This is a genomic window from Roseinatronobacter sp. NSM, assembly GCF_052379845.1.
Taxonomy (GTDB): domain Bacteria; phylum Pseudomonadota; class Alphaproteobacteria; order Rhodobacterales; family Rhodobacteraceae; genus Roseinatronobacter.
Genome location: NZ_JBQTCF010000001.1, coordinates 150,826 through 175,892 on the forward strand (window position 1 = coordinate 150,826; position 25,067 = coordinate 175,892).

At 59.2% G+C, this 25,067-nt stretch carries 27 protein-coding genes; 22 read left to right on the forward strand and 5 right to left on the reverse strand.

The window, feature by feature from the left end:
- Window positions 1-8 precede the first annotated feature (8 nt).
- From ACTZWY_RS00700 to ACTZWY_RS00770, 15 genes are all read left to right on the forward strand, one after another.
- Entirely contained in the window at window positions 9-236 is a 228-nt protein-coding gene (locus tag ACTZWY_RS00700) for a DUF5337 domain-containing protein (RefSeq protein WP_444788743.1), read from the forward strand.
- Window positions 237-258: 22 nt separating this feature from the next.
- On the forward strand, window positions 259-1,557 hold the full coding sequence (gene nuoF, locus ACTZWY_RS00705; protein ID WP_444788744.1) for an NADH-quinone oxidoreductase subunit NuoF: 1,299 nt from the start codon (window positions 259-261) through the stop codon (window positions 1,555-1,557).
- Between the two features lie 4 nt (window positions 1,558-1,561).
- Window positions 1,562-2,020: a DUF5333 family protein gene (locus ACTZWY_RS00710; protein WP_444788745.1), complete on the forward strand. Its 459-nt coding sequence runs from the start codon at window positions 1,562-1,564 to the stop codon at window positions 2,018-2,020.
- A 3-nt stretch (window positions 2,021-2,023) separates the two neighbouring features.
- Entirely contained in the window at window positions 2,024-4,036 is a 2,013-nt protein-coding gene (gene nuoG, locus ACTZWY_RS00715; RefSeq protein WP_444788746.1) for an NADH-quinone oxidoreductase subunit NuoG, read from the forward strand.
- Window positions 4,037-4,059: 23 nt separating this feature from the next.
- Window positions 4,060-4,455, forward strand: a complete 396-nt coding sequence (locus tag ACTZWY_RS00720; RefSeq protein WP_444788852.1) for a hypothetical protein — start codon at window positions 4,060-4,062, stop codon at window positions 4,453-4,455.
- A gap of 15 nt (window positions 4,456-4,470) precedes the next feature.
- Window positions 4,471-5,508, forward strand: coding sequence for an NADH-quinone oxidoreductase subunit NuoH (gene nuoH / locus ACTZWY_RS00725; protein ID WP_444788747.1), 1,038 nt, complete (start codon window positions 4,471-4,473; stop codon window positions 5,506-5,508).
- Between the two features lie 2 nt (window positions 5,509-5,510).
- Window positions 5,511-6,002 (forward strand): NADH-quinone oxidoreductase subunit NuoI, encoded by a 492-nt coding sequence (gene nuoI / locus ACTZWY_RS00730; protein WP_444788748.1) that lies wholly within the window; start codon window positions 5,511-5,513, stop codon window positions 6,000-6,002.
- A gap of 96 nt (window positions 6,003-6,098) precedes the next feature.
- Window positions 6,099-6,716, forward strand: a complete 618-nt coding sequence (locus ACTZWY_RS00735) for an NADH-quinone oxidoreductase subunit J (RefSeq protein WP_444788749.1) — start codon at window positions 6,099-6,101, stop codon at window positions 6,714-6,716.
- A gap of 69 nt (window positions 6,717-6,785) precedes the next feature.
- Entirely contained in the window at window positions 6,786-7,091 is a 306-nt protein-coding gene (nuoK, locus tag ACTZWY_RS00740) for an NADH-quinone oxidoreductase subunit NuoK (RefSeq protein WP_277804705.1), read from the forward strand.
- Between the two features lie 4 nt (window positions 7,092-7,095).
- Window positions 7,096-9,060: an NADH-quinone oxidoreductase subunit L gene (gene nuoL / locus ACTZWY_RS00745; RefSeq protein ID WP_444788750.1), complete on the forward strand. Its 1,965-nt coding sequence runs from the start codon at window positions 7,096-7,098 to the stop codon at window positions 9,058-9,060.
- Window positions 9,060-10,601, forward strand: a complete 1,542-nt coding sequence (locus ACTZWY_RS00750) for an NADH-quinone oxidoreductase subunit M (protein ID WP_444788751.1) — start codon at window positions 9,060-9,062, stop codon at window positions 10,599-10,601. Before nuoL ends, ACTZWY_RS00750 begins: the two co-directional genes overlap by 1 nt.
- An 11-nt stretch (window positions 10,602-10,612) precedes the next feature.
- Window positions 10,613-12,052: an NADH-quinone oxidoreductase subunit NuoN gene (gene nuoN / locus ACTZWY_RS00755; protein WP_444788752.1), complete on the forward strand. Its 1,440-nt coding sequence runs from the start codon at window positions 10,613-10,615 to the stop codon at window positions 12,050-12,052.
- Window positions 12,042-12,785 carry a biotin--[acetyl-CoA-carboxylase] ligase gene (locus ACTZWY_RS00760; protein ID WP_444788753.1) on the forward strand — a complete coding sequence of 248 codons (744 nt, stop codon included), beginning with the start codon at window positions 12,042-12,044 and terminating at the stop codon, window positions 12,783-12,785. Before nuoN ends, ACTZWY_RS00760 begins: the two co-directional genes overlap by 11 nt.
- 18 nt (window positions 12,786-12,803) lie before the next feature.
- A complete protein-coding gene (locus tag ACTZWY_RS00765) occupies window positions 12,804-13,595 on the forward strand; it encodes a type III pantothenate kinase (RefSeq protein WP_444788754.1) in 792 nt (263 codons plus the stop codon).
- Window positions 13,592-15,265 (forward strand): ribonuclease J, encoded by a 1,674-nt coding sequence (locus ACTZWY_RS00770; protein ID WP_444788755.1) that lies wholly within the window; start codon window positions 13,592-13,594, stop codon window positions 15,263-15,265. Before ACTZWY_RS00765 ends, ACTZWY_RS00770 begins: the two co-directional genes overlap by 4 nt.
- 111 nt (window positions 15,266-15,376) lie before the next feature.
- On the opposite strand, the gene ACTZWY_RS00775 is transcribed toward ACTZWY_RS00770, so the two are convergent.
- From ACTZWY_RS00775 to ACTZWY_RS00795, 5 genes are all read right to left on the reverse strand, one after another.
- On the reverse strand, window positions 15,377-16,558 hold the full coding sequence (locus tag ACTZWY_RS00775) for a M24 family metallopeptidase (RefSeq protein ID WP_444788756.1): 1,182 nt from the start codon (window positions 16,556-16,558) through the stop codon (window positions 15,377-15,379).
- A 77-nt stretch (window positions 16,559-16,635) separates the two neighbouring features.
- A complete protein-coding gene (locus ACTZWY_RS00780; RefSeq protein WP_444788757.1) occupies window positions 16,636-18,012 on the reverse strand; it encodes an aminotransferase in 1,377 nt (458 codons plus the stop codon).
- A gap of 178 nt (window positions 18,013-18,190) precedes the next feature.
- Complete coding sequence (locus ACTZWY_RS00785; RefSeq protein ID WP_444788758.1) at window positions 18,191-18,445, reverse strand: hypothetical protein; 255 nt, start codon at window positions 18,443-18,445, stop codon at window positions 18,191-18,193.
- 49 nt (window positions 18,446-18,494) lie between these two features.
- Window positions 18,495-20,210: a methionine--tRNA ligase gene (gene metG / locus ACTZWY_RS00790; protein ID WP_444788759.1), complete on the reverse strand. Its 1,716-nt coding sequence runs from the start codon at window positions 20,208-20,210 to the stop codon at window positions 18,495-18,497.
- 65 nt (window positions 20,211-20,275) lie between these two features.
- Window positions 20,276-21,625: a FliI/YscN family ATPase gene (locus ACTZWY_RS00795; protein ID WP_444788760.1), complete on the reverse strand. Its 1,350-nt coding sequence runs from the start codon at window positions 21,623-21,625 to the stop codon at window positions 20,276-20,278.
- Window positions 21,626-21,729: 104 nt separating this feature from the next.
- Here ACTZWY_RS00795 and ACTZWY_RS00800 point away from each other — a divergent pair, with 104 nt between their 5' ends.
- Genes ACTZWY_RS00800 through flgA form a run of 7 tightly spaced genes read left to right on the forward strand, consistent with a single transcriptional unit; the run spans window position 21,730 to window position 25,057 of the window.
- On the forward strand, window positions 21,730-22,110 hold the full coding sequence (locus tag ACTZWY_RS00800) for a FlgB family protein (RefSeq protein ID WP_444788761.1): 381 nt from the start codon (window positions 21,730-21,732) through the stop codon (window positions 22,108-22,110).
- 11 nt (window positions 22,111-22,121) lie between these two features.
- Complete coding sequence (flgC, locus tag ACTZWY_RS00805) at window positions 22,122-22,514, forward strand: flagellar basal body rod protein FlgC (RefSeq protein WP_444788762.1); 393 nt, start codon at window positions 22,122-22,124, stop codon at window positions 22,512-22,514.
- 15 nt (window positions 22,515-22,529) lie between these two features.
- The gene (fliE, locus tag ACTZWY_RS00810; RefSeq protein ID WP_444788763.1) at window positions 22,530-22,829 is read left to right on the forward strand and encodes a flagellar hook-basal body complex protein FliE; all 300 of its coding nucleotides are present in this window, start codon (window positions 22,530-22,532) and stop codon (window positions 22,827-22,829) included.
- Between the two features lie 3 nt (window positions 22,830-22,832).
- Window positions 22,833-23,102, forward strand: coding sequence for a flagellar biosynthetic protein FliQ (locus ACTZWY_RS00815; protein WP_444788764.1), 270 nt, complete (start codon window positions 22,833-22,835; stop codon window positions 23,100-23,102).
- The gene (locus ACTZWY_RS00820) at window positions 23,102-23,818 is read left to right on the forward strand and encodes a flagellar hook-basal body complex protein (RefSeq protein WP_444788765.1); all 717 of its coding nucleotides are present in this window, start codon (window positions 23,102-23,104) and stop codon (window positions 23,816-23,818) included. The genes ACTZWY_RS00815 and ACTZWY_RS00820 overlap by 1 nt, the downstream gene beginning before the upstream one ends.
- 19 nt (window positions 23,819-23,837) lie before the next feature.
- Window positions 23,838-24,623 carry a flagellar basal-body rod protein FlgG gene (gene flgG / locus ACTZWY_RS00825; RefSeq protein ID WP_444788766.1) on the forward strand — a complete coding sequence of 262 codons (786 nt, stop codon included), beginning with the start codon at window positions 23,838-23,840 and terminating at the stop codon, window positions 24,621-24,623.
- A complete protein-coding gene (gene flgA / locus ACTZWY_RS00830) occupies window positions 24,623-25,057 on the forward strand; it encodes a flagellar basal body P-ring formation chaperone FlgA (protein WP_444788767.1) in 435 nt (144 codons plus the stop codon). The genes flgG and flgA overlap by 1 nt, the downstream gene beginning before the upstream one ends.
- Window positions 25,058-25,067: the final 10 nt, after the last annotated feature.

Sequence of the window (25,067 nt, forward strand, 5' to 3'; positions counted from 1 at the left end):
GCGTGTGAATGGCCAAACCTTCTTCCCGCGACATGGCCTTGGCCCGGCAAGCCCGACTTGCCGGCGCGGTCATGGCCGCAACCATTGTGCTGTGGATGGCCGCGCAATGGTTGGGCGGGCGGCTGGGGTGGGACCCGCGCTATTCCTTTCTGATAGATTTCGCCGCGCTGGCAGGGTTCGCCTGGGCGTTGATCGTAACATTCCGCATATGGCGGCACGGCAAGCGCGACAAATGACGCGCAGACAAGGGTAAAGATCATGCTTGACGATCAGGATCGCATCTTCACCAATATTTATGGCATGCATGACCGCTCGCTCAAGGGGGCGATCGCGCGCGGCCATTGGGACGGCACGAAGAATATTTTGCAAAAAGGCCGCGACTGGATCATTGACGAAATGAAACAATCGGGCTTGCGCGGGCGTGGCGGGGCGGGGTTTCCGACCGGGCTGAAATGGTCCTTCATGCCCAAGGAAAGCGACGGACGGCCCGCCTATCTCGTCGTGAATGCCGATGAATCCGAACCCGGCACCTGCAAAGACCGCGAGATTATGCGCCATGATCCGCATACCCTGATTGAGGGGTGCCTGATCGCCAGTTTTGCGATGAACGCGCATACCTGCTATATTTATATTCGCGGCGAATATATCCGTGAACGTGAAGCGCTGCAAAACGCCATTGACGAAGCTTACGAGGCCGGATTGATCGGCAAGAATGCCAGCGGGTCGGGCTGGGATTTCGATCTGTTCCTGCATCACGGGGCCGGGGCCTATATCTGCGGCGAGGAAACGGCCCTTCTGGAAAGCCTTGAAGGCAAGAAAGGCATGCCCCGCATGAAGCCGCCCTTCCCTGCGGGCGCGGGCCTGTATGGCTGCCCCACAACGGTCAACAATGTGGAATCCATTGCCGTGGTGCCCACCATCCTGCGCCGTGGCGGCGCGTGGTTTGCAGGGTTCGGGCGTGCAAACAATGCGGGAACCAAGCTGTTTGCCATTTCCGGCCATGTAAACCGCCCCTGCGTGGTCGAAGAAGCGATGTCGATTACGTTCGAGGAATTGATCGAGAAACATTGTGGCGGCATTCGCGGCGGCTGGGACAATCTGCAGGCGGTCATTCCCGGCGGGTCCTCCGTGCCCTGTGTGCGCGGCGAGAAGATGCGCGATGCGATCATGGATTTCGACTATCTGCGCGGTGAACTGGGGTCGGGTCTTGGGACGGCGGCGGTCATTGTCATGGACAAGCAGACCGACATCATCAAGGCCATCTGGCGGCTGTCGAAATTCTACAAGCACGAAAGCTGCGGCCAGTGCACCCCTTGCCGCGAAGGCACCGGCTGGATGATGCGCGTCATGGACCGCCTTGTGCGCGGCGAGGCCGAGGTCGAGGAAATCGACATGCTGTGGGATGTCACCAAACAGGTTGAGGGGCACACCATCTGCGCGCTTGGCGATGCGGCGGCGTGGCCCATTCAAGGGTTGATCCGCAATTTCCGCGATGAAATCGTCGACAGGATCAAGGCGCAGAAACGCGGTGCATCGGTTCAAGTGGCGGCGGAGTGATGCGATGAAGCCTTCTGTTTCCATAGGGTATGCAGCCAGATCGGCCTTGGCCTGTCTGGGTGTTGCCCTTGTGCTGGCAGGCCCCATTCGCGCCGACGCCATGCAGCAGGCCGATGTGAACGCCGCCCTGCGTGGCAATGCCGATATTTACAACGGTTTGTTCACAGCCGCGTTGATCAAGCATATTGTCGACATTTGCGCGGATTTGCAGGGGCCAAACCGCCTGCAGCGCGTGACCTTCTTTATGGGCTTGTATAATCAGGCGCGTGGCATGGGATTTTCCCGCGCCCAGATTGAAGCTTTCGTGGACGACAAGACCGAACAGCAGCGCCTGCAGGGCGTGGTTGATGGCTACTTAACGCAGACGGGGGTTGACCCGTCGGATACGCAGGCGGTCTGCACCTATGCGCGTGCCGAAATGGCCGACCGTTCCGCACTTGGCCGCAGATTGCGGGAGAGATAACACATGTCAGACCTTCGCAAGATCATCATCGACGGAAAAGAAGTCGAAGTCCCCATTTCCATGACCCTGATTCAGGCCTGTGAACAGGCTGGCGTGGAAGTGCCGCGCTTTTGCTATCACGAACGGCTGTCGATTGCGGGTAATTGCCGCATGTGTCTGGTCGAGGTGGTGGGCGGCCCGCCCAAACCCGCGGCAAGCTGCGCCATGCAGGTGCGCGACCTGCGCCCCGGCCCCGAAGGGCAGCCGCCGGTCATCAAGACCAACAGCCCCATGGTCAAGAAGGCCCGCGAAGGGGTGATGGAGTTTCTGTTGATCAACCACCCGCTGGATTGCCCGATCTGCGATCAGGGTGGTGAATGTGACCTGCAGGATCAGGCCATGGGCTATGGCGTGGATTTTTCGCGCTACCGCGAACCCAAACGCGCCAGCGAGGATATGCAGCTTGGCCCGCTGGTTGAAACCCATATGACACGCTGCATTTCCTGCACGCGCTGTGTGCGCTTCACCACCGAAGTGGCCGGTCAAACCGTGATGGGCCAGACAGGTCGCGGTGAAGATGCGGAAATCACCACCTATCTGGGCGCCTTGATCGATTCGGAACTGGTGGGCAACATTGTGGACCTGTGCCCTGTGGGCGCGCTGGTGTCCAAGCCCTACAGTTTTACCGCGCGCCCTTGGGAATTGACGAAAACCGAAACCATTGACGTGATGGATGCGCTGGGGTCCAACATTCGCGTGGACACCAAGGGCCGCGAAGTCATGCGCATTCTGCCGCGCAACCATGACGGTGTGAATGAAGAATGGCTGTCGGACAAGTCGCGCTACGTCTGGGACGGGTTGCGCCGCCAGCGCCTTGACCGCCCCTATATCCGCGAGAATGGCAAGTTGCGCCCCGCAACATGGCCCGAAGCGCTTGACGCTGCGGCGAAGGCCATGAAGGGCAAAAAGGTGACGGGCCTTGTCGGGGATCTGGCCTCGGTGGAAGCGGCATATGCGTTGAAACTGCTGGTGCAGGGGCAGGGCGGCACGTTGGAATGCCGCGTGGATGGTGCGAAACTGCCGGCGGGCAACCGTTCTGGCTATGTTGGGACGGCCACCATTGAAGATATTGACCATGCGCGCCGGATTTACCTGATCGGCACCAACCCCCGCGCCGAAGCCCCTGTGCTGAATGCGCGCATTCGCAAGGCGTGGTTGGCGGGCGCGGATGTGACGCGTATTGGGGCAGCGATTGACCTGACCTATGACGTGATCGAGGGGGGCACCGACCGCGCTGCGCTGGAAAAACTGGTGGCGTCTGCAAACGCCGATGATCAGGAAACGCTGGTGATTGTGGGGCAGGGCGCGCTGCGTGAAGCTGACGGCGAAGCGGTCCTGGCCCAGGCCATGGCGCTGGCCGAACAAACCGGCGGGCGCTTGCTGGTGTTGCACACTGCCGCCGCGCGCGTGGGTGCGCTGGACCTTGGCTGCGTGACCGATGGCGGACTTGACGCCGCGACCCGGGACGCAGAAGTGATTTATAACCTTGGTGCCGATGAAATCGACATCGCACCAGGGGCGTTTGTCATCTATCAGGGCAGCCATGGGGACCGTGGCGCCCACCGTGCGGACCTGATTTTGCCTGCCGCCGCCTATACCGAAGAACCCGGAATTTTCGTCAATACCGAAGGGCGGCCGCAACTGGCGCTGCGGGCGGGTTTCGCGCCGGGGCAGGCCAAGGAAAACTGGGCCATTTTGCGCGCGCTTTCGACTGAACTGGGTGCCGTGCTGCCGTTCGACACCATCAGCGCCCTGCGCAAGCATATGTCGGGCGCCGTGCCCCATCTGGGGGATATTGACATCGTGCCCGGGAATGCGTGGCAGCCCCTTGGCCCCAAGCCACTGGGCAAGGCCGATTTCCGCTATGCGGTTGATGATTTCTACCTGACCAACCCGATTGCCCGCGCGTCCAGCCTGATGGCCGAACTGTCTGCCATGGCAAAAGCGCGCGGCCAGTCCAAGATCGCAGCGGAGTGATATGAGTGTGGCGCGCCCTTCACATGCCGGGTGTCCTGCTTGCCCTGTCGGGCGGGCTGATGGCGTGTGGCACAACCGAACGGGCACGCGCGCCCATGTCACCGCCGCCGGATGCGCAATATCTGGGCGTGCAAACCCGCCTGCTGGAAGGCGATCTGGTCAGTTTTGTGGTGCGCATGGACGGCGCGCGCGGGCGCGAGGATGTCATCGCCTATACCCGGTGTGCCGCCGCGCAATACACGCTGATCCGTGGCTACAGCTTTGCGCGCCATGTCAGGACAAATGCGACGCAAACCGCTGGCATCTGGCAGGCGGATGGGGTTTACACCATTTCGCCGGACCTGCCGCTTGGGTTGCGAAATATGGATGCAGAGGTGATCGTCGAGGATTGCCACGAACAGGGCATTCCCACAGTCTGAGGAATAGAGGGACGAATGGCTGAATTTCTGGAAACCGGGCTAGGGATCACCGTGTTGATCGTGGCGCAATCGCTTCTGGTGGTTGCATTCGTGATGATCAGCCTTGTCTTTCTGGTCTATGCGGACCGCAAGGTCTGGGCGGCGGTGCAATTGCGGCGCGGCCCCAACGTGGTTGGTCCCTGGGGGTTGATGCAAACCTTCGCGGATGCGCTTAAATTCGTGGTCAAGGAAGTGGTTATTCCGGCGGGCGTGGACCGTCCGGTGTATTTTCTGGCCCCGCTTCTCAGCTTCATTCTGGCGCTGCTGGCTTGGGCGGTCATTCCGTTCAATGACGGTTGGGTTCTGGCAGATATCAACGTGGCGATCCTGTTCGTGTTGGCGATTGCCGGGCTGGAAGTTTACGGCGTGATCATGGGCGGCTGGGCGTCAAACAGCAAATATGCCTTCCTTGGGTCGTTGCGGTCTGCGGCGCAGATGATTTCCTATGAAGTGTCGCTTGGCCTGATCATTATCGGGATCATCATTTCCACGGGCAGCATGAATTTCGGCACTATTGTCGCCGCGCAGGACACGGGCTGGGGCGCGCTGGGGTGGTATTGGTTGCCGCATTTGCCGATGGTGGTGCTGTTTTTCATCTCCTGCCTTGCGGAAACCAACCGCCCCCCGTTCGACCTGCCCGAAGCGGAGTCCGAACTTGTGGCGGGGTTCATGGTGGAATACGGATCGACCCCTTATCTGTTGTTCATGGCAGGCGAATATATTGCCATCTTCCTGATGTGCGCGTTGATTTCCCTGTTGTTTTTCGGTGGCTGGCTGTCGCCAATTCCGGGGTTGCCCGACGGGTTCCACTGGATGTTCATCAAGATGGCGTTCTTCTTCTTCATGTTCGCCATGGTGAAGGCCATCGTGCCGCGCTACCGCTATGACCAGCTGATGCGCATTGGCTGGAAGGTGTTTCTGCCAATGTCACTGGCATGGGTTGTCATCGTGTCATTCCTTGCGAAATTCGAAGTCATGGGCGCGTTCTGGGCCCGCTGGACGATTGGAGGCTGATCATGGGTATGGATTGGGGGCGTGCAATAAAATACACGCTGATGACCGATTTCATCAAAGGCTTCGGGCTGGGCATGCGTTATTTCGTGTCGCCCAAGCCAACGATCAATTACCCGCATGAAAAGGGGCCGCTTAGCCCGCGTTTTCGCGGGGAACATGCGCTGCGCCGCTACCCGAATGGCGAGGAACGCTGCATTGCCTGCAAATTGTGCGAAGCGATCTGTCCTGCGCAGGCCATCACAATTGATGCCGAGCCGCGCGAGGACGGCTCGCGCCGGACAACGCGCTATGACATTGACATGACCAAATGCATCTATTGCGGGTTCTGTCAGGAAGCCTGCCCTGTGGATGCGATTGTTGAGGGGCCGAATTTCGAGTTTGCCACCGAAACGCGCGAAGAACTGTTCTACGACAAGGACAAGCTGCTGGAAAACGGCGCGCGCTGGGAAGCGCAGATTGCCCGCAATCTGGAAATTGACGCGCCTTACCGCTAGCGGTCCGGGGGCCGGAAGTTGTCCGGCATTGCGCGACGGAAAAGATGATGTGTGCGCAAGGCTGCGCGCGACAAGGAAAAAGGGAACCCGAGGGACATGGGTATTGCCGATATCACATTCTATGCATTCGCGGTCACCCTGCTGGGGGCCGGGTTTCTGGTCACCATTGCGCGCAATCCTGTGCACTCGGTGTTGTGGCTTATTCTGACATTCCTTTCGGCAGCGGGCATGTTCGTTCTGCTGGGCGCGGAGTTTCTGGCGATGTTGCTGATCATTGTCTATGTCGGCGCGGTCGCGGTGCTGTTTTTGTTCGTCGTGATGATGCTGGACATTGATTTCGCCGCCCTGAAGGGGGAAATGGCGCGGTATTTTCCCATTGCCAGCATCGTGGGAATTGTGTTGCTGATGCAAATGGCGTTGCTGTTTGGATCATGGCAGGAAGCGGAAACCGCGCGCGACCTGCGGCAGGCGCCAACCCCCGACATTGCGGAAATGCACAACACCAAGGCCTTGGGGATGATTGTGTATGATCAGTATTTCCTGCTGTTCCAGACGGCGGCGTTGATATTGCTGGTCGCCATGATTGGCGCGATCGTTCTGACACTGCGCCACCGCAAGGATGTGAAGCGCCAGAATGTCATGGCGCAGATGCACCGCGATCCTGCCAAGGCGCTGGAATTGAAAGACGTGAAACCTGGCCAGGGGCTGGGGTAAGGCCCGCAAGGGACAACCGATAACGAGGGCCAGCAAGCGGCCCCGACACATACGGAACGAGGGAACCGAATGGTTGGACTTGAACATTACCTGACCGTGGCGGCGGCGCTGTTCGTCATCGGTATTTTCGGGATATTTCTGAACCGCAAGAATATCATCATCATTCTGATGTCGATCGAATTGATGCTGTTGTCGGTGAATATCAATCTGGTCGCCTTTTCCAGCTTCCTCAATGATCTGGTGGGTCAGGTGTTCACGCTGTTCGTGCTGACCGTTGCCGCCGCCGAGGCCGCGATCGGGCTTGCCATTCTGGTGTGCTTCTTCCGCACCCGTGGCACGATCGACGTCGAAGACGTCAATGTGATGAAAGGCTGATCCCATGGCAGTAACGGTTCTTTTTGCGCCACTTCTGGGGGCCATCATCGCGGGGCTGTTCTGGCGCGCCATCGGGGAACGCCCTGCGCAGATCATCTCAACAGCGCTTTTGTTCCTGTCGGCGTTTTTGTCATGGGTTATCTTTCTGGGCCATGATGGCGGTGTGCAGCAAATAACGCTGATGCGCTGGATTGACAGCGGGTCGCTGGTGGGCGACTGGGCCATCCGGCTGGACCGGCTGACGGCGGTGATGTTGATTGTGATCACCACGGTGTCCGCACTCGTGCATCTGTACAGCTTCGGCTACATGGCGCATGACGACAATTTCAAGGATAATGAAAGCTACCGCCCGCGCTTTTTCGCGTATCTGTCGCTGTTCACTTTCGCCATGCTGATGCTGGTGACGGCGGACAACCTTGTGCAGCTGTTCTTCGGCTGGGAAGGGGTGGGCCTTGCGTCTTATCTGCTGATCGGGTTCTATTTCCGCAAGCAAAGCGCAGGCGCTGCCGCGATGAAGGCGTTTATCGTCAACCGTGTGGGCGATATGGGGCTGATCCTTGCCTTGATGGCGATCTACCTTCTGGTCGATTCCATTCAGTATGATGACCTGTTCGCCGCAGCGCCCATGCTGGCCGAAACCACTGTCAGCTTCTTGTGGACAGACTGGAATGCCGCCAACCTGATTGCGTTCCTGCTGTTTGTGGGCGCGATGGGCAAATCGGCACAATTGTTCCTGCACACATGGTTGCCCGACGCGATGGAAGGGCCGACGCCCGTATCCGCGCTTATTCACGCCGCAACCATGGTGACTGCCGGTGTATTCCTTGTGGCGCGTATGTCACCGCTGATGGAATACACCCCGCAGGTCATGGCGTTTGTCGTGCTGATCGGGGCCATGACGGCGCTGTTTGCGGCCACTGTCGGTCTGGTGCAGAATGACATCAAGCGCGTCATCGCCTATTCCACATGCTCGCAACTGGGCTTCATGTTTGTGGCCGCTGGTGTGGGCGTCTATTCGGTGGCCATGTTCCACCTGCTGACACACGCCTTTTTCAAGGCGATGCTGTTTCTGGGCGCCGGGTCGGTCATTCATGGCATGCACCACGAACAGGACATGCGCAATTATGGCGGGCTGAAAGACAAGCTGCCCATGACCTTCTGGGCGATGCTCATTGGCACTTTGGCCATTACCGGCGTGGGCATCCCGCTGACCACCATCGGCTTTGCGGGCTTCGTGTCCAAGGATGCGATCATTGAATCCGTGTTCGCGTCGGGGACCACATACGCCTTCTGGGTCTTGGTGTTCGCGGCCTTCATGACCAGTTTCTATAGCTGGCGGCTTATGTTCCTGACCTTCTGGGGCACCCCGCGCGGCGACAAGCACACGCATGAGCACGCGCATGAAAGCCCACTGGTGATGCTGGTGCCGCTGCTGGTTCTGGCCATCGGTTCAGTTCTGGCTGGCATGGTGTTCTATGGTCCTTTCTTTGGGTCCACAGGGCAGGTGCGCGAGTATTTCGGTGCAGCCATCTTTATGTCGGAAGGGAATAACCTGGTTTCCGAGGCGCATAATGTCCCCGGCTGGGTCAAGGTATCGCCCTTCATTGCCATGGTACTGGGGCTGGGGCTGGCGTGGATGTTCTATATCCGCGACACGTCGCTGCCCAAACGTCTGGCGGACACCTTCCCCGGTGCCTATCAGTTTTTGCTGAACAAATGGTATTTCGACGAAGTCTATGACTTCCTGTTCGTGCGACCTGCCAAGGCGCTTGGACAGTTTCTGTGGAAAAAAGGTGATGGCAAGGTCATCGATGGCGGGATCAACGGGTTGGCCATGGGCATTATCCCGTTCATCACACGCATCGCTGGCCGCGCGCAATCGGGATATGTTTATCACTATGCTTTCGCAATGGTTCTGGGGATTGTCGTGATCGTTACCTATGTCACACTGGCCGGGGGGGCGCAGTAATGCTGAACCTGCTGTCGATTATCACCTTCACTCCGGCCATTGCTGCCGCCATTCTGGCAATTTTCCTTCGTGGCGAGGATGAGGCGTCCCAGACCAATGCCAAATGGGTGGCGCTGGTTGCCACATTGGCCACATTCGCGGCGTCGCTGATCCTGCTGGTGGGGTTTGATCCGCAAGATACCGGCTTCCAGTTTGTGGAAGAACATGACTGGATCATGGGCTTCACCTACAAGATGGGGGTGGACGGTATCTCAATCCTGTTCGTGATGCTGACCACGTTCCTGATGCCCATAACAATTGGGGCGTGCTGGAATGTGTCGCACCGGGTCAAAGAATACATGATCGCGTTCCTGTTGCTGGAAACGCTGATGATCGGCGTGTTCACGGCGCTGGATCTGGTGCTGTTCTACCTGTTCTTCGAGGCGGGACTTATCCCGATGTTCCTGATCATCGGCATATGGGGCGGCAAGGAACGCATTTACGCGGCGTTCAAGTTTTTCCTCTATACCTTCCTTGGGTCGGTGCTGATGCTGGTTGCGATGATCGCAATGTATGTGGATGCGGGCACAACGGACATTCCCACGCTTCTGGGCCACCAGTTCAGCACAGAAACCTTCAGCCTGATGGGCTGGCAGGTTGTTGGCGGCATGCAAACACTGCTGTGGCTGGCGTTTTTCGCGTCTTTTACTGTGAAAATGCCGATGTGGCCGGTGCATACATGGTTGCCTGACGCCCATGTGCAGGCCCCTACGGCGGGGTCGGTTGTGCTGGCGGCGGTGCTGCTGAAAATGGGGGGATACGGGTTCTTGCGGTTTTCGCTGCCCATGTTTCCTGTGGCCAGCGACATTTTCGCGCCGCTGGTGCTGTGGCTGTCCGCGATTGCGATTGTCTATACCAGCCTTGTTGCGCTGATGCAGACCGATATGAAGAAGCTGATCGCCTATTCGTCAGTTGCGCATATGGGCTTTGTGACAATGGGTATTTTCGCGGCCAATCAACAGGGCGTTGATGGTGCCATCTTCCAGATGATCAGCCACGGGTTTATTTCCGGCGCGTTGTTTCTGGCGGTGGGCGTGATCTATGACCGGATGCACACACGCGACATTGCCGCCTATGGCGGGCTTATCAATCGAATGCCGGTTTATGCTGCGGTGTTTTTGCTGTTCACCATGGCGAATGTCGGCCTGCCGGGCACATCGGGCTTTGTGGGCGAATTTCTGACATTCATGGCGGTGTTTCAGGTCAACACCTGGGTTGCGTTTGTCGCGGCGACGGGGGTTATCCTGTCTGCGGGCTATGCGCTGTGGCTGTTCCGCCGCGTTGTGATGGGCGAACTGATCAAGGAGTCGTTGAAGGGTATCAAGGATATGGACCGCCGCGAGAAGGCGCTGATTGTTCCGTTGATCGCTATGACGCTGATCCTTGGCATCTATCCCCCGCTGATCACTGATATTATTGGCCCTTCGGTTTCGGCATTGGTCGAAGGGCATTCGCTGGCGTTGCAGGCTTATGAAGCTGCATCCCAGCTGGCACAGAACTGAAAGGTCCCGCAATGATCGGAGCTGATCTTTACACAGCCCTGCCCGAAATCGTCCTTGCGCTGTTTGCAATGGCGGCGTTGATGGTGGGGGTCTATGGCGGCAAGGACAAGCTGGCCGAACCCATTTTATGGGCCACGGCGGCGTTGATGGTGTTGCTGGCGCTGTATTCCGGCGCGCAGGGGCTGGATGTGAAAACCGCGTTCAACGGCATGTATATTTCCGACCCGTTCGCGCAATTTTCCAAGATGGTGGTTCTGCTGTCGGCGGCGGTTGTGCTGGTTATGGGCCAATCCTACATGCTGGCGCGCGGGTTGTTGCGGTTTGAATACCCGATCCTGATTGCGCTGTCGGTTGTCGGCATGATGTTGATGGTGTCGGCGGGCGACCTGATCGCGCTGTATATGGGGCTGGAGCTGCAATCTTTGGCACTATATGTTGTGGCCACAATGAACCGGGATTCCACGCGCTCGACCGAAGCGGGGTTGAAATACTTCATCCTTGGGTCGCTGGCGTCGGGCTTGTTGCTGTATGGCGCGTCGTTGACCTATGGCTATGCGGGAACCACGCTGTTTGCGGGCATCATCAGCACCATTTCGACCGACGGCATGTCCGTGGGCCTGATGATGGGCATGGCGTTCATGCTGGCGGGGCTGGCGTTCAAAGTGTCGGCGGTGCCGTTCCATATGTGGACGCCTGATGTCTATGAAGGGGCACCTACACCGGTGACAGCCTTCTTCGCCACAGCGCCCAAAGTGGCGGCCATGGCGCTGGTTGCGCGGGTTGTGCACGAAGCCTTCGGGGTGGTGCCCGGTGACTGGTCGCAGATCATTGCGTTTCTGGCGGTTGCGTCCATGTTCGTGGGGTCCATTGCCGCGATCGGGCAGCGCGACATCAAGCGCCTGATGGCCTATTCGTCCATCACGCATATGGGGTTCGCGCTGGTCGGGCTGGCGGCGGGCACAGCGCAAGGTGTGCAGGGCATGCTGGTCTACATGGCGATTTATGTGACCATGAACATAGGTGTTTTTTCGTTTATCCTGACCATGTCGCGCGATGGCAGGCCGGTGACGGATATTGACAGCCTGCGCCAGTACTCCAAATCTGAGCCGCTGCGCGCATTGGCCTTGCTGGTGCTGATGTTCAGCCTTGCGGGTGTGCCGCCGCTGGTGGGGTTCTTTGGCAAGTTCTATGTGCTGTGGGCCGCCGTGCAGGCCGGTCTGACATGGCTGGCGGTTGCCGGTGTCGTTGCGTCGGTGATCGGGGCATTCTATTATTTGCGCATCGTGTATTTCATGTATTTCGGTGAAACCACCGAACCGCTGGACAGCGTGCGTGCGCCGGTTCAGGCCACGTTGCTGGTCGTGTCTGCTGCGCTGATGGTTCTGGGGGTTATCAACCTGTTCGGAATCGAAGGCATGGCGGCACTTGCGGCAGAAGCCCTTGTCAAATAGCTGGCCAAGCGGGGTAGGGCGCCTTGTCCTGCCCGAAGTTGACAGCACAAATGCGCAGGCTGCCCGCATGGCGCAGGACCTTTCGGGGCCGTACTGGATTATGGCCTTGCGTCAAACCAAGGGGCGCGGGCGGCGCGGGCGTGACTGGCACGACCCCCAAGGAAATTTTGCCGCCACCTATGTCAGTCGCCCCGGCGGGGCGGTTGAACAGGTGGCGCAACGGTCCTTCGTGGCGGCGCTTGCCGTGCATGACGCGCTTGTCGACGTCACTGCGCGCCCCGGAAGTTTCGCGTTGAAATGGCCCAATGACGTGTTGCTGAACGGCGGAAAGCTTGTCGGTATCTTGCTGGAAAGCATTGGACAGGGCGCGCAGGTCGGCCATTTGGCGGTGGGGATTGGCGTGAACCTGCTGCATGCCCCCGAAGGCGAGGGTGGCGCGCTTCGCCCCGTCAGCCTGCTGTCGGAAACTGGTATTTCCGTGACACCAGATGAATTTCTGGACGCGCTTGCCCCTGCCTTTGCCAAATGGGAAAATCAGCTTGTCACCTTTGGTTTTGCGCCCATACGTCAGGCATGGCTGAACAAGGCCGCCCGACTGGGGGAACGCATTGTTGCGCGCACTGTGCACGATAGTCACGAAGGCACATTCGAGGGGATCGACGCCACAGGCGCGCTTTTGCTGCGCACCGCGCAGGGCCGGCGTATCATTCCCGCCGCAGATGTGTTTTTCTGAACATGAAAGGGCGGCAGAATGCTTCTGACCATTGATTGCGGCAATACAAATACTGTGTTCGCAGTGTGCGATGGGACGCAGTTTCTTGCGACATGGCGCACCGCCACCGAAGTCACGCGCACCGCAGACCAGTATTATGTCTGGCTGTCCACCTTGATGAATATCAAGGGGGTGGAGCTTGATATCACGGATGTGATCATTTCATCAACTGTGCCGCGGGTGGTTTTCAACCTGCGCGTGTTATGTGACCGCTATTTCGGGTGCCGCCCGCTGGTGGTGGGCAAGCCCGACTGCCTGTTGCCGGTGCCGCCCCGCGTGGACGAAGGCGTGCGCCCCGGCCCTGACCGGCTGGCCAATGCCGCTGGCGCGTTTCACCGCCATGGCGGCGATGTGGTCGTGGTGGATTTTGGCACGGCCACGAATTTTGATGTGGTCGCCCATGACGGGGCCTATGTGGGGGGGGTCATCTCTCCGGGGGTGAACCTGTCGCTGGAAGCGTTGCATCAGGGCGCGGCGGCGCTGCCGCATGTTGATATTTCACGCCCCGACAAGGTGATTGGCACCGACACGGTGACCTGCATTCAGTCGGGCGTGTTCTGGGGCTATATCGGCCTGATCGAGGGGATAACGGCGCGCATCCGCGCGGAATATGGCCGACCGATGAAAATTATCGGCACAGGTGGGCTTGCGCCGCTGTTCGCGCAGGCGCAAACGCTGTTTGACACGGTCGAGGATGATCTGACATTACATGGCCTTTGCGTCATTTACGACTATAACAAGGCCAATAGCAGTATACAGGAGCGGGCATGAGCAAAGACAGGCTGATCTATCTTCCCCTTGGTGGCGCAGGCGAGGTGGGCATGAATGCCTATGTCTTCGGCTATGGGCCAAAGGGGCGCGAACGCCTGATCCTTGTTGATCTGGGTGTAACCTTTGCGGATATGGCGTCCAGCCCCGGCGTAGACCTTATCATGCCCGACCTGCGCTGGCTGGAAGACCGGCGCGACCGTCTGGAAGGGATCATCATTACCCATGCGCATGAAGACCATGTCGGCGCAGTCGGGCAATTGTGGCATAAGCTGAAAGTGCCGGTCTATGCCCGCGATTTTACCGCGCGGATTGCACGGCTGAAAATGCAGGATGCAGGCCAGGACCCCGAACAAGTGATTACCGTAGGCAAGGCCCCCGAAGCCCTGGAGCTTGGCCCCTTCCGGGTGCAACTGTTCCCGGTGGCGCATTCCCTGCCCGAGGCATCTGGGGTGGTGATTGACACGCCTGCGGGGCGCGTCGTGCATTCCGGCGATTTCAAGGCCGACCGCACCCCCGGCGTGGGCGAGCCGCATGACCCCGAATTGCTTGCGCAGATCGGGCGCAGCGGCGTCAAGGCGCTGCTATGTGACAGTACGAATGTCATGAACAAGCACGCGGGCCGGTCCGAGGCCAGCTTGACAGACCCCATTGCCCAACTGATGCGCGACGCGCGCGGCATGGTTGTGGCCACGACATTTGCATCAAATGTGGCGCGGTTGAAAACGCTGGCTGTTGCCGCGCATGAAGCGGGGCGGTCTGTGTGTCTGATGGGGCGGGCCATGTTGCGCATGACGCAAGTGGCGACGGAAGCCGGTATCCTGAAGGATTTTCCACCCACCATAAGCCCCGAAGCTGCCAAAGATGTGCCGCGCGAAAACCTGTTGCTGATTGTCACGGGCAGTCAGGGCGAACGGCGTGCGGCATCGGCGCAACTGGCGCGCGGCACTTATATGGGCCTGAACATGAAAGAAGGCGATACGTTTCTGTTTTCGTCCATGACAATTCCGGGCAATGAACGCGAAGTGGGGCGTGTGGTCAATGCGCTGTCGCAGATGGGCGTTGATGTGCTGGATAATTCCGAACGCCTGTATCATGTGTCAGGCCATGCCAACCGCCCCGATCTGGAAGCGATGCATGACCTGATCCAACCGCAGATTCTGATCCCCATCCATGGCGAACACCGCATGTTGCATGAACACGCGAAACTGGCCATCGCGCGGGGCATGCAATCCATGGTGGTGCCGAACGGGTCCGTTGTGGACCTGAGCGGCGACGCGCCGGTTCTGGTGGATGAGGTGGAAACCGGCCGTGTCTATCTGGATGGCAGCCGCATGATCGGGGCGATGGACGGGGTTGTGCGCGACCGTATCCGCATGGCGATTGGCGGGCATGTGTTTGTGACGCTGATCCTGGATGAAGAAGACGATCTTCTGGGCGACCCATGGGCCGAGATTGTCGGGCTTCGCCCGACGGGCAAGGGCGGTGCGCCGTTGAATGAAATCATTGAAGAAGAACTGGCGCAGTATCTGGAACGCGCGGGGGCCAAGACGATGGCCGATGATGACAAACTCAATGACGGGTTGCGCCGCGTGGTGCGTCAGGTCACGATGGAAGAAATCGGCAAGAAACCCGAAGTCACCATTGTTGTCAGCCGCCTGATGAACGACTGATGCGCAGGGCGGATGGGGGGCAAAGCCCCCCACCGCGCGGTGCCAGATTTTTTTGGATATTTGAACCAGAATGAAAAACAGGTTGTGCGGGATGCGTATGATCGCACAACATTATTTCACAAAGATCTCTCTTGGGGTGTTGCACAGCAATTCTGGCCCGTTTTCAGTGATAAGGACAGGTTCGGTAATTTCCAGCCCCCCATCGTCCAGCCAAAGTGCGGGCATGAAATGAAGCACCATGCCCGGTTTCAGTTCCGTCATGGCCCCGCTGCGCAAGGACAAGGTGCGTTCGCCCCAATCGGGCGGATAGCTGAGCCCAATAGAATATCCGCAGCGGTTGTCCTTGGCAAAGCCCTTTTTGTTCAGTGTGACATTGAAGGCGATGGCCACATCTTCGGCGCGCGCACCGGCCCGGCAATAGGCAAGCCCCGCTTCGGTGGCTTCAAGAACGGCGTCTTCGGCGCGGCGATACATGTCTGGCACTGTGCCGAAAAACAAGGTGCGCGATTGCGGGCAATGGTAGCGCCGGTGCACCCCGGCGATTTCGAAGAATGTCGCTTCGCCCGCGCGCATGGGCCGGTCATCCCATGTCAGATGTGCCGCTGTGGCATCCAGCCCTGACGGGGCCATGGGCACAATCGCGGGATAATCCCCCCATTGCCCGTCTGCGCCCTGAATGCCCGCGCGGGTGATTTCGGCCACCAGCATATTCTTGGGCATGCCCGGTTCGGCCACGTCCAGAATAACCTGATGCATGCGTTCCACGATGCGCGCCGCACGGCGCATATACAGCAATTCCGACTCTGATTTGATAAGCCTTTGCCAGTTGACCAGCCCTGTGGCATCGACAAACCGCGCGTCGCCCAGATGGTTGACGAGGGTTTGGTGCGCGGCGGCGGAATAATAGTAATTGTCCATCTCGACCCCGATCCAGCCGGTATTCCAGCCCCGATCGATGATCAGCGCGGACAGCGCTTCCATTGTATGTTTTTGGGGGTTCTGAACATAGCTGTCATCATAGGGAACGATATTTGCGCTATCTTTCATGAACACAGTGCGGCGGGCGCCGGGTTCATCAATGCCGCGCCCCCACCAGACAGGTTCGCCCTCCATCGGCAAAAGCACAGCCTGATGCACATAGAAAGACCAGCCGTCATAGCCCGATATCCAGTTCATGTTGGACGGGTCCGAGATGATAAGCAGGTCAATCCCGCGTTTGGACATGTCGGCGCGTGTCTGGGCAACGCGGGCTTCGTATTCGGCATCGGTGAAATTGGGGTTGGTGGTGGTCATGGGCGCGCGAACCTTGGACAGGGCGGAAAACGCCCCTTTTCCGGGGGTTTACCCGACGGAAAAAGGGGGAGAACGTGTTACAATGGCCCGGTGACAGCGTTAAGGGCGTCAACCGTGACATCCACCACCTGATCAATTTCAGCGCGGGTGATGCATAGTGGCGGGGCGAAGCCGATAATTTCGCCTTGGGGCATGGCGCGGGCGATGACATTGCGCTTGGCCATTTCACCCACGACGCGCGCGGTCACCTTGTCGGTGGCGTCAAAATCGGTGCCGGTTGCGGGGTCATGCTGCAATTCGACAGCGGCCATCAACCCTTCACCGCGCACATCGCCCACGAAACGGTGGGACGCAAGCGCGGTTTTCAGCGCCTGCTGGACATACGCGCCCGTGTCGCGGGCATTTTGCACCAGCCCCAGATCATCCACCAGTTTCAGGTTGGCAACCCCCGCAGCCGCGCCGATGGGATGCGCCGAATAGGTCCAGCCATGCCCGAATGGCCCGAATTTGTCTGTGCCCTCTTCCAGCACCTTGAACAGATCATCACTGACGATGGACCCTGACAAGGGCGCATAGGCGGATGTCAGCCCCTTGGCGATGGTAATGATGTCAGGCGTGATGCCGTAATGTGTGGACCCCATCATGGTGCCCAACCGGCCAAATCCCGTGACGACCTCATCCGCGATGAGCAAGATGTCATGCTTTTTCAGGATGGTCTGGATGGCGTCCCAATACCCGGCGGGCGGGGGGACAATGCCGCCTGTGCCCAGGATCGGTTCCCCGATAAAGGCCCCGATTGTGTCCGCGCCTTCGCGGTCTATCAGCGCTTCCAGTTCGGCAGCGCAATGGGCGGTGAAGTCTGCTTCGGACATGTCCTTGCGCGGGCGGCGGAAGTAATAGGGCGCTTCGGTATGGACGACCTCGGACAGGGGCAGGCCGAATTTGTTGTGAAACGGCGTCAGCCCCGTCAGCGACCCCGTAATCAGGCCCGACCCGTGATAGCCGCGCCAGCGCGAGATGATCTTGCGCTTTTCGGGGCGGCCCAGCACGTTCTGGATATACCAGACAAGTTTCACGTTGGTTTCATTGGCATCCGACCCGCCAAGGCCGAAATAGACCTTGTTCATATGCGCGGGCGCGCGGTCTGCCACCATTTTGGCCAGCGTGATGGACGCTTCGGTGCCGTGGCCCACATAGGCGTGGTAATAGGACAGCTCATGCGCCTGTTTGGAAATCGCTTCGGCAATTTCCGTGCGCCCATACCCTACATTGACGCAATACAGCCCTGCGAAAGCGTCCAGCAGGCGGTTTCCGTCGCGGTCCTCAATGAAGACGCCGCTGCCGGTTTTGACAATGCGGTTCGCGCTTTCCCCGCGCGCATGCTGGCCAAACGCCGTTGAAGGGTGCAGAAAATTCTCGCGGTCCCACTGGCTGAGTTGATCATTGGTAAGCATGGCACTTCCTTTCCTCTGCCCCGCATGGGGCGCATTCCTGTGTCGCTGTCGGGGGTGCGGGAAGGTGATTCGTCCCCGTCTTGACCCCAACCTGCCGGAGGGGGCGGGGTATTGTCAAACAATGTTGACGCCGCAGCGCAGAACCGCGCCACGCCGATGCAGCCTTGGGCGGCTTGCGCTAGCGTTTCTGCCCCTTAGGCGTCAGGCGGTAGCTGCCTTCGGGCAGGTCCAGCGCCGCGCCCAGATCCCGCAATTGCGTGATGGACAGCGTGATCACCACATCATCATCGCGCTGCGGGTCAAACTGGCGCAAGGTCACGCAATCTTCAAAGGCTGTTATAATGATATCCTCGCGCAATTCTTCCTCGCGCGGGGCGCCTTCGTCCACAAGGGTGACTATTGTGGCGTCAAAATCGTGTTCAATCGTAAACATGCGCCAAGCCTAATGCAGGGTTTGGCGCATGAAAAGATGAAAACCGCGCCTAGCGCTGGCCTGAAAACCGTTCTTCCCAATCCGCGCGGTTTTCATCGGTGATTTTGGTAAACAAGACTTCGGGCACGCTGAAGGCATGGCCCGCGTCAAGATGGGCCAGTGCATCGGCCAGGCTGTCGGGCCAGGACCAGTCATTACAGTGCATACCGGTCATCATGCTGGCGGCCGCATCAGGGATGAAGGGGCGCGAAATGATGGCGTAGAACCGGATCAGGTTCAGCGCCAACCGGATTTGCGCAGCTGCCTGTTCAGGGTCGGATTTGAAGGTTGACCACGGCGCTGCATCCTGCAGATATTCATTTCCCAAAACCCAAAGCGCGCGCAACTCTGCGGCGGATTTGCGAATTTCCATCGCTTCCATATGCGTTTCATAGGCGCGCAGGCGCGTTGTCAGCGCATCCATAAGCGCGGTTTCGCGCGTGCCGAAACTGCCGCCCGCAGGCACGGTTTCGCCAAATTTGGACCGGCAGAATTTTGTCACGCGGCTGACCAGATTGCCCAGCACATCTGCCAGATCCTTGTTGACGCTCGCTTGGAAATTTTCCCATGTGAATTCAGAATCCGAACTTTCGGGGGCATGGGACAACAGCCACCAGCGCCAGTAATCAGCGGGCAGAATGCCCAACGCCTGATCCATGAACACGCCGCGCCCTTGCGATGTGGAAAATTGCCCACCATCATAATTCAGATAATTGAAGGACTTGATGTAATTTACCAGTTTCCACGGCTCGCCCGAACCCATCAGCGTTGCAGGGAAGCTAAGGGTGTGGAACGGCACATTGTCCTTGCCCATGAATTGCACATATCGAACATCATCCGCGCCAAGGTCCGTGCGCCACCAGCGCTGCCACGCGGCATCATCAAGGCCCTGCGCATCGGCCCATTCTGCCGTGGCGGCAATATATTCAATGGGGGCGTCAAACCACACATAGAACACCTTGCCTTCCATGCCCGGCCAGTCCTGCGTGCCGCGCTTGACGGGAATTCCCCAATCCAGATCGCGGGTTATGCCACGGTCTTGCAAGCCGTTTCCGTCATGCAGCCATTTTTTCGCAATCGAGGTGGTCAGCACCGGCCAGCCGCGCTGGCTGTCGATCCAGGTGTCCAGCTGGTCACGCATGTTCGATTGCCGCAGGAACAGATGCTTGGTTTCGCGCACTTCCAGATCGGTGGAGCCGGAAATGGCGGAACGCGGGGCAATCAGGTCGGTCGGGTCCAGTTGTTTGGTGCAGTTTTCGCATTGATCACCGCGCGCGCGGTCATAGCCGCAATTGGGGCAGGTGCCCTCAATATAGCGGTCGGGCAGGAAGCGGCCATCGGCATTGGAATAAACCTGTTTTTCCGATACTTCCGAAATCAGGCCCGCATCGGCCAGTTTGCCTGCCAGATGCTGCGTCAGCATGTGGTTGCGCTGACTGGAGGACCGCCCGTAATGGTCAAAGGACAGGCGGAACCCGCGCGCCAGTTCGGCCTGCACATCATGCATTTCGGCGCAATACTCTGCGACGGGTTTGCCCACCTTGGCGGCGGCCAGTTCCGCGGGGGTGCCGTGTTCGTCGGTGGCGCAAATGAACATCACTTCATGCCCGCGCGCGCGGCAATAGCGCGCATACAGGTCCGCCGGAAGCTGGCTGCCGACAAGATTGCCCAGATGTTTGATGCCATTGATATATGGCAGGGCCGAGGTGATCAGAATTCGCGCCATGATGGTCCCCGTTCATGCAAATTTGCCCCCGTTTAGTGCAATTCCGCGCCAAGGGGAAACGGGTTTTATTTTTTACCTTTCTTCGCAGCGGGCTGGGATTGTGCGGGTTGATCCAGACATGCCGCCAGTTTGGCAAAGGCCTGGCGTATTCCGCCGGGTGCGGCTTCGCCGACAAACGCATCCAGTCCCGGCCAGACCTTGATGGCGCGGTCCACCAGCGGGTCAGACCCCGCTTCATAGAGGCCCGCCTGAATCATCATTTCCGCGCGGTCATAGGCGCCCAGAATACGCCGCGCTTCGGAAATGCGGGCGTTTTCTTCTGGTGTCGCGGCCTTTGGCAAGGCGCGGCTGACCGACCGCAGCACGTCAATGGCCGGAAAACGCCCGCGTTCGGCAATGGCGCGGTCCATGATTACATGCCCGTCCAGCACGCCGCGCAGAATGTCGGCCACGGGTTCTTCCATATCGGACCCTGCCACCAGAACCGTAAAGATTCCGGTAATTGCGCCCACCCCGTCCAGACCGGGGCCTGCGCGTTCGGCCAAGGACATGATCTGATGTGCTGTTGACGGGGGAAACCCGCGCAGGCTGGCATCTTCGCCACCCGACAGGGCGACCTCGCGGTGGGCTTCGGCCAGGCGTGTAATACTGTCGGCCAGATACAACACCTGTTTGCCTTGATCGCGGAAATGTTCGGCCACGCACATGGCCGCGGCGGCGCAGCGCCTGCGCGTCAGCGGCGGCTGGTCCGATGTTGCGGTGACGACGACCGAACGCGCCAACCCTTCGGGGCCAAGCACATCTTCGATGAAGTCGCGCAATTCGCGCCCGCGTTCCCCGATCAGCGCGATAACCACGACATCCGCTTGCATGTTGCGCGCGAAATTGCCCAGCAACATGGATTTGCCAACGCCCGAGCCCGCAAAAAGGCCGATGCGCTGCCCCTCGACCAGTGGCAGAAGGGTGTTGAAAACTGCCATTCCGGTGTCCAGCCGCGCCCCCAGCCGGCCACGTCTGGCAGGGTCCGGCGGGGTCTGGCGCAGTGCGCGCGCGGCGGGGCCTTGCAACAGGGGGCGGCCGTCCAGCGGTTGGCCATAGGGGTCAATGATGCGGCCCAGCCAGCTGTCATCGGGGGCCAGCCCGCGCGGGCCAATCAGTTCCGCCCGGTCCCCGATGGCCAGCCCGTCGCACGGCCCGTCGGGCAGGGCAATCACGTCGGTTTCCGTCATCCGCAGGATTTCCGCGTAAACCTGCGTCCCTGCTTGGGTGGTGACTTTCAGCCAATCCCCGATTCGCGCCTCGCCAACCAAACCTGCTATGCCAAGGGACTGCCCGTCAATCCGCGTGATCCGGCCGGAAATGCGGACAATACGCAGGTTCATGACTTCTGCACGAAGTGAATCCAGGTGATTCATTACATTCCTTTCGCGGCTTCTGCCGCTTTTGCGTGGTCTGGTTACCGATCCTTAAGCGAATCAGTCTTAAGGATGAGTGTATCCAAATGACGGGAGAAGCCCTCATGTTCGAATTACCTGATGTCATGCGCATGGCGCAGCAAATGGCACGCCACGCTGCCGCACGGCAGGTGGTGATATCCGAAAATGTCGCCCATGCCGACACGCCCGGCTATCAGGCGCGCGATTTGCCCAGCTTTGGTGATGTTATCGGCAATGGCCTGTCCATGCGTTCAACGCGGGCGGGCCATTTCGGGTTTGGTGCGGCCGGTCCGGAAGTGTCGGCACGCGTTGACACCACCGCCACATCGCGTTCCCCCAACGGCAACACTGTGTCCCTTGAACAGCAGATGATGCGCGCTGCTGAAACCCGGCAAAGCCATGACATGGCGCTGTCGGTCTATGCTTCGGCGCGCAATATCCTGCGCAAGGCACTTGGAAATTAGGGGGGCGCAAAATGGCTGATCTGTTCGGAATTTTTTCTGTCGCGGCATCGGGGATGGAGGCGCAGTCGCGCCGCATCCGGCATGTGTCGGAAAATATTGCCAATGCCGATACCCCCGGCTACCGGCGCAAAACAATTGATTTCCACGCCACACTGGACCGCGCGACAGGGCTTTCGCGTGTTTCTGTGGGTCCTGTGGAACTTCACCGTGGCGATTTGCCAAAGATTTATGACCCCGACCATGCCCTTGCGGATGAGGCGGGATATTATGAAGGGTCATCTGTCGACCGGATGATTGAAACTGCCGACGCGCGCGAAGCGGGGCGCAGCTATGAGGCCAATTTACGCATGTTCGATCAGGCGCGGCAGATGTCGCAAAGCCTGCTTGACCTGCTGCGCCGTTAAAGAAGGATTCAGGATATGACCATTCCAGCAAGTATTGCGATGCAAAGCTACGATCTGGCGCGCAACGCCGCCGCGCCAGCCCCCAAGGAAGCGACCACACCGCGCGCCGAGGCCGTGTTCGGCGCCCAGATGGCCAGCTTTACCGAAACTTTGCGTCAGGCGGACACGGCGGCTACCAGTTCCATGGTGTCGGGCGCAAACCCCCACGCCCTGGTCGAGGCTGTGGCCGCCACCGAACTGGCGGTGGAAACCGCAGTTGCCGTGCGCAACAAGGTTGTCGAGGCGTATCTCGAAATCCTGCGGATGCCGGTCTAAGCCATGAATGAAGCGGTCTTCTTCGATACCTTGCGTCACGGCCTGTGGGTCGCCACGCTGATTTCAATTCCTATTCTGAGTGCTGCGCTTGTCGCGGGCATTACTGTCGGGTTGTTTCAGGCGCTGACATCCATTCAGGAAATGACGCTGACTTTTGTGCCGAAACTGGCGGCAATTGTCGTGATCTTCTGGGTATCGATGAGCTTCATGACCGCAACTCTGGTCAATTTTTTCCACGAAGAGATCATCCCGCTAATTGCAGGGGGCATATAATGGATAATGCTGCCTATGTGACGCTGACGCGCCTTGCGGGGCTGAAGCGTGAAATGCAGGTCATCGCGCATAACATCGCCAACGCCGCCACAACCGGATATCGCCGCGAAGGCATGGTGTTTTCTGAATTTGTCGTGGGTGGGCAGGGGCAGGATACGTCCATGTCCATGGCGCTGGGCAATACGCGCCAGACCTTCCAGACCCAGGGCGAACTGGTGCAGACCAATGGCAATTTCGACCTTGCCATCCAAGGCGAGGGGTTCTTTCAACTGGAAACCCCACAAGGCCCACGCCTGACGCGCGCGGGCATGTTTACCCCGAATGAAGCGGGGGAATTGGTCAATATGGATGGGCATTTTCTGCTGGATGCGGGCGGCGCGCCGATTTTCGTGCCCCCTGATGCGCGCACCATTGCCATGTCCGATGACGGCACGTTTTCCGCCGATGGCCAGCCCTTTGCACAGGTTGGTCTGGTGCGCCCGGTGGACCCCAACGCCATGACGCGCGGCGCCGGAACTGTGTTCGAGGTGGATGGCGATGTGGAACCTGTGCTGGATGCGCGCGTGCGCCAGGGCTTTCTGGAAGGGTCGAATGTGGACCCGATGCCTGAAATGGCCCGGATGATCGAGGTTCAGCGCGCCTATGAACAGGGCCAGCGCCTGCTGGAACGCGAAGATGAACGCATCAAGAATGTAATCCAGACACTGGGCCGATAGTTATGAAAAGGAACAAGTGATGAAAGCGCTTCATATCGCCGCCACGGGAATGAGCGCGCAACAGATGCGCGTTGATACGATTTCCAACAACCTCGCCAATATGAGCACATCTGGCTATAATGCGCGCCGCGCTGAATTTGCGGATCTGCATTATCAGCAATTTGCGCGCGCGGGGTCCATCAATGCGGCAGATGGAACAGTGCTGCCCACAGGTATTCAGCTTGGGCTTGGGGTGCGCCCGGCTGCTGTCAGCATGCATATACAACAAGGCGCGCTGGCCCAGACCAACGGCGATCTGGACATCGCCATTGAGGGGAAGGGCTTTATTTCGGTGACCTTGCCCGACGGTCAGGCGGCCTATACGCGCGATGGTGCGCTCAAACGCACTGGCGACGGGCTGATCGTCAATTCCGAAGGGTTCGAAGTGGCCCCCGGCATTGTCATTCCCAACGATGCGCGGTCGATTTCCATCAATGCCGATGGTGAGGTGTATGCCTATTTCATCGGGCAGGTGCAGCCCCAGCTTCTGGGCCAACTGACATTGACGGGTTTTGCCAATGAAAAGGGACTGGAAGCGATGGGGTCGAACCTGTTTCTGGAAACTGAAGCGTCTGGCCCCGGGTTCGAGGCCGCGCCCGGCACAGACGGGCTGGGCACAGTGCGCCAGGGCTATCTGGAAGAAAGCTCCGTTGATCCGGTGCGCGAGATGACCGAACTTATCAAGGCGCAGCGCGGCTATGAGTTGAATTCCAAGGTGATCACGGCTGTTGACCAGATGATGGGCGCAACGACGCAGGTGCGCTGATGCGGTTTGTCCTGATCCTTCTGTTTTTCCTTCCCGACATGGCGCTGGGCCAGACATTGGTTGCCACCCGTCTGATCCGCGCAGCCGAAGTTATTGGCGTGGGCGATGTCATTTTGCAAGATGGCACAATCGTGGGCGCGGCGACCACGGCAGATCAGGTGATCGGGCTGGAAACGCGGGTTGCCATCTATCCGGGCCGTCCGGTGCGCCTGTCCGAACTTGGCCCTGCCGCTGTGGTGGAACGCAACGACGTGGTGCAAATTGTCTATCGGCGCGGGCCACTGACCATTCTGACCGAAGGGCGCGCGCTGGCGCGCGGGGCCATCGGGGATCAGGTCAGTGTGATGAACCTGTCGTCGCGCCAGTCTGTGCAGGGAACGGTCCTGTATGACGGCGTTGTAGAAGTTGGCGCGCAGCGCGTGTCCCTGCGTTAGAAGACACATT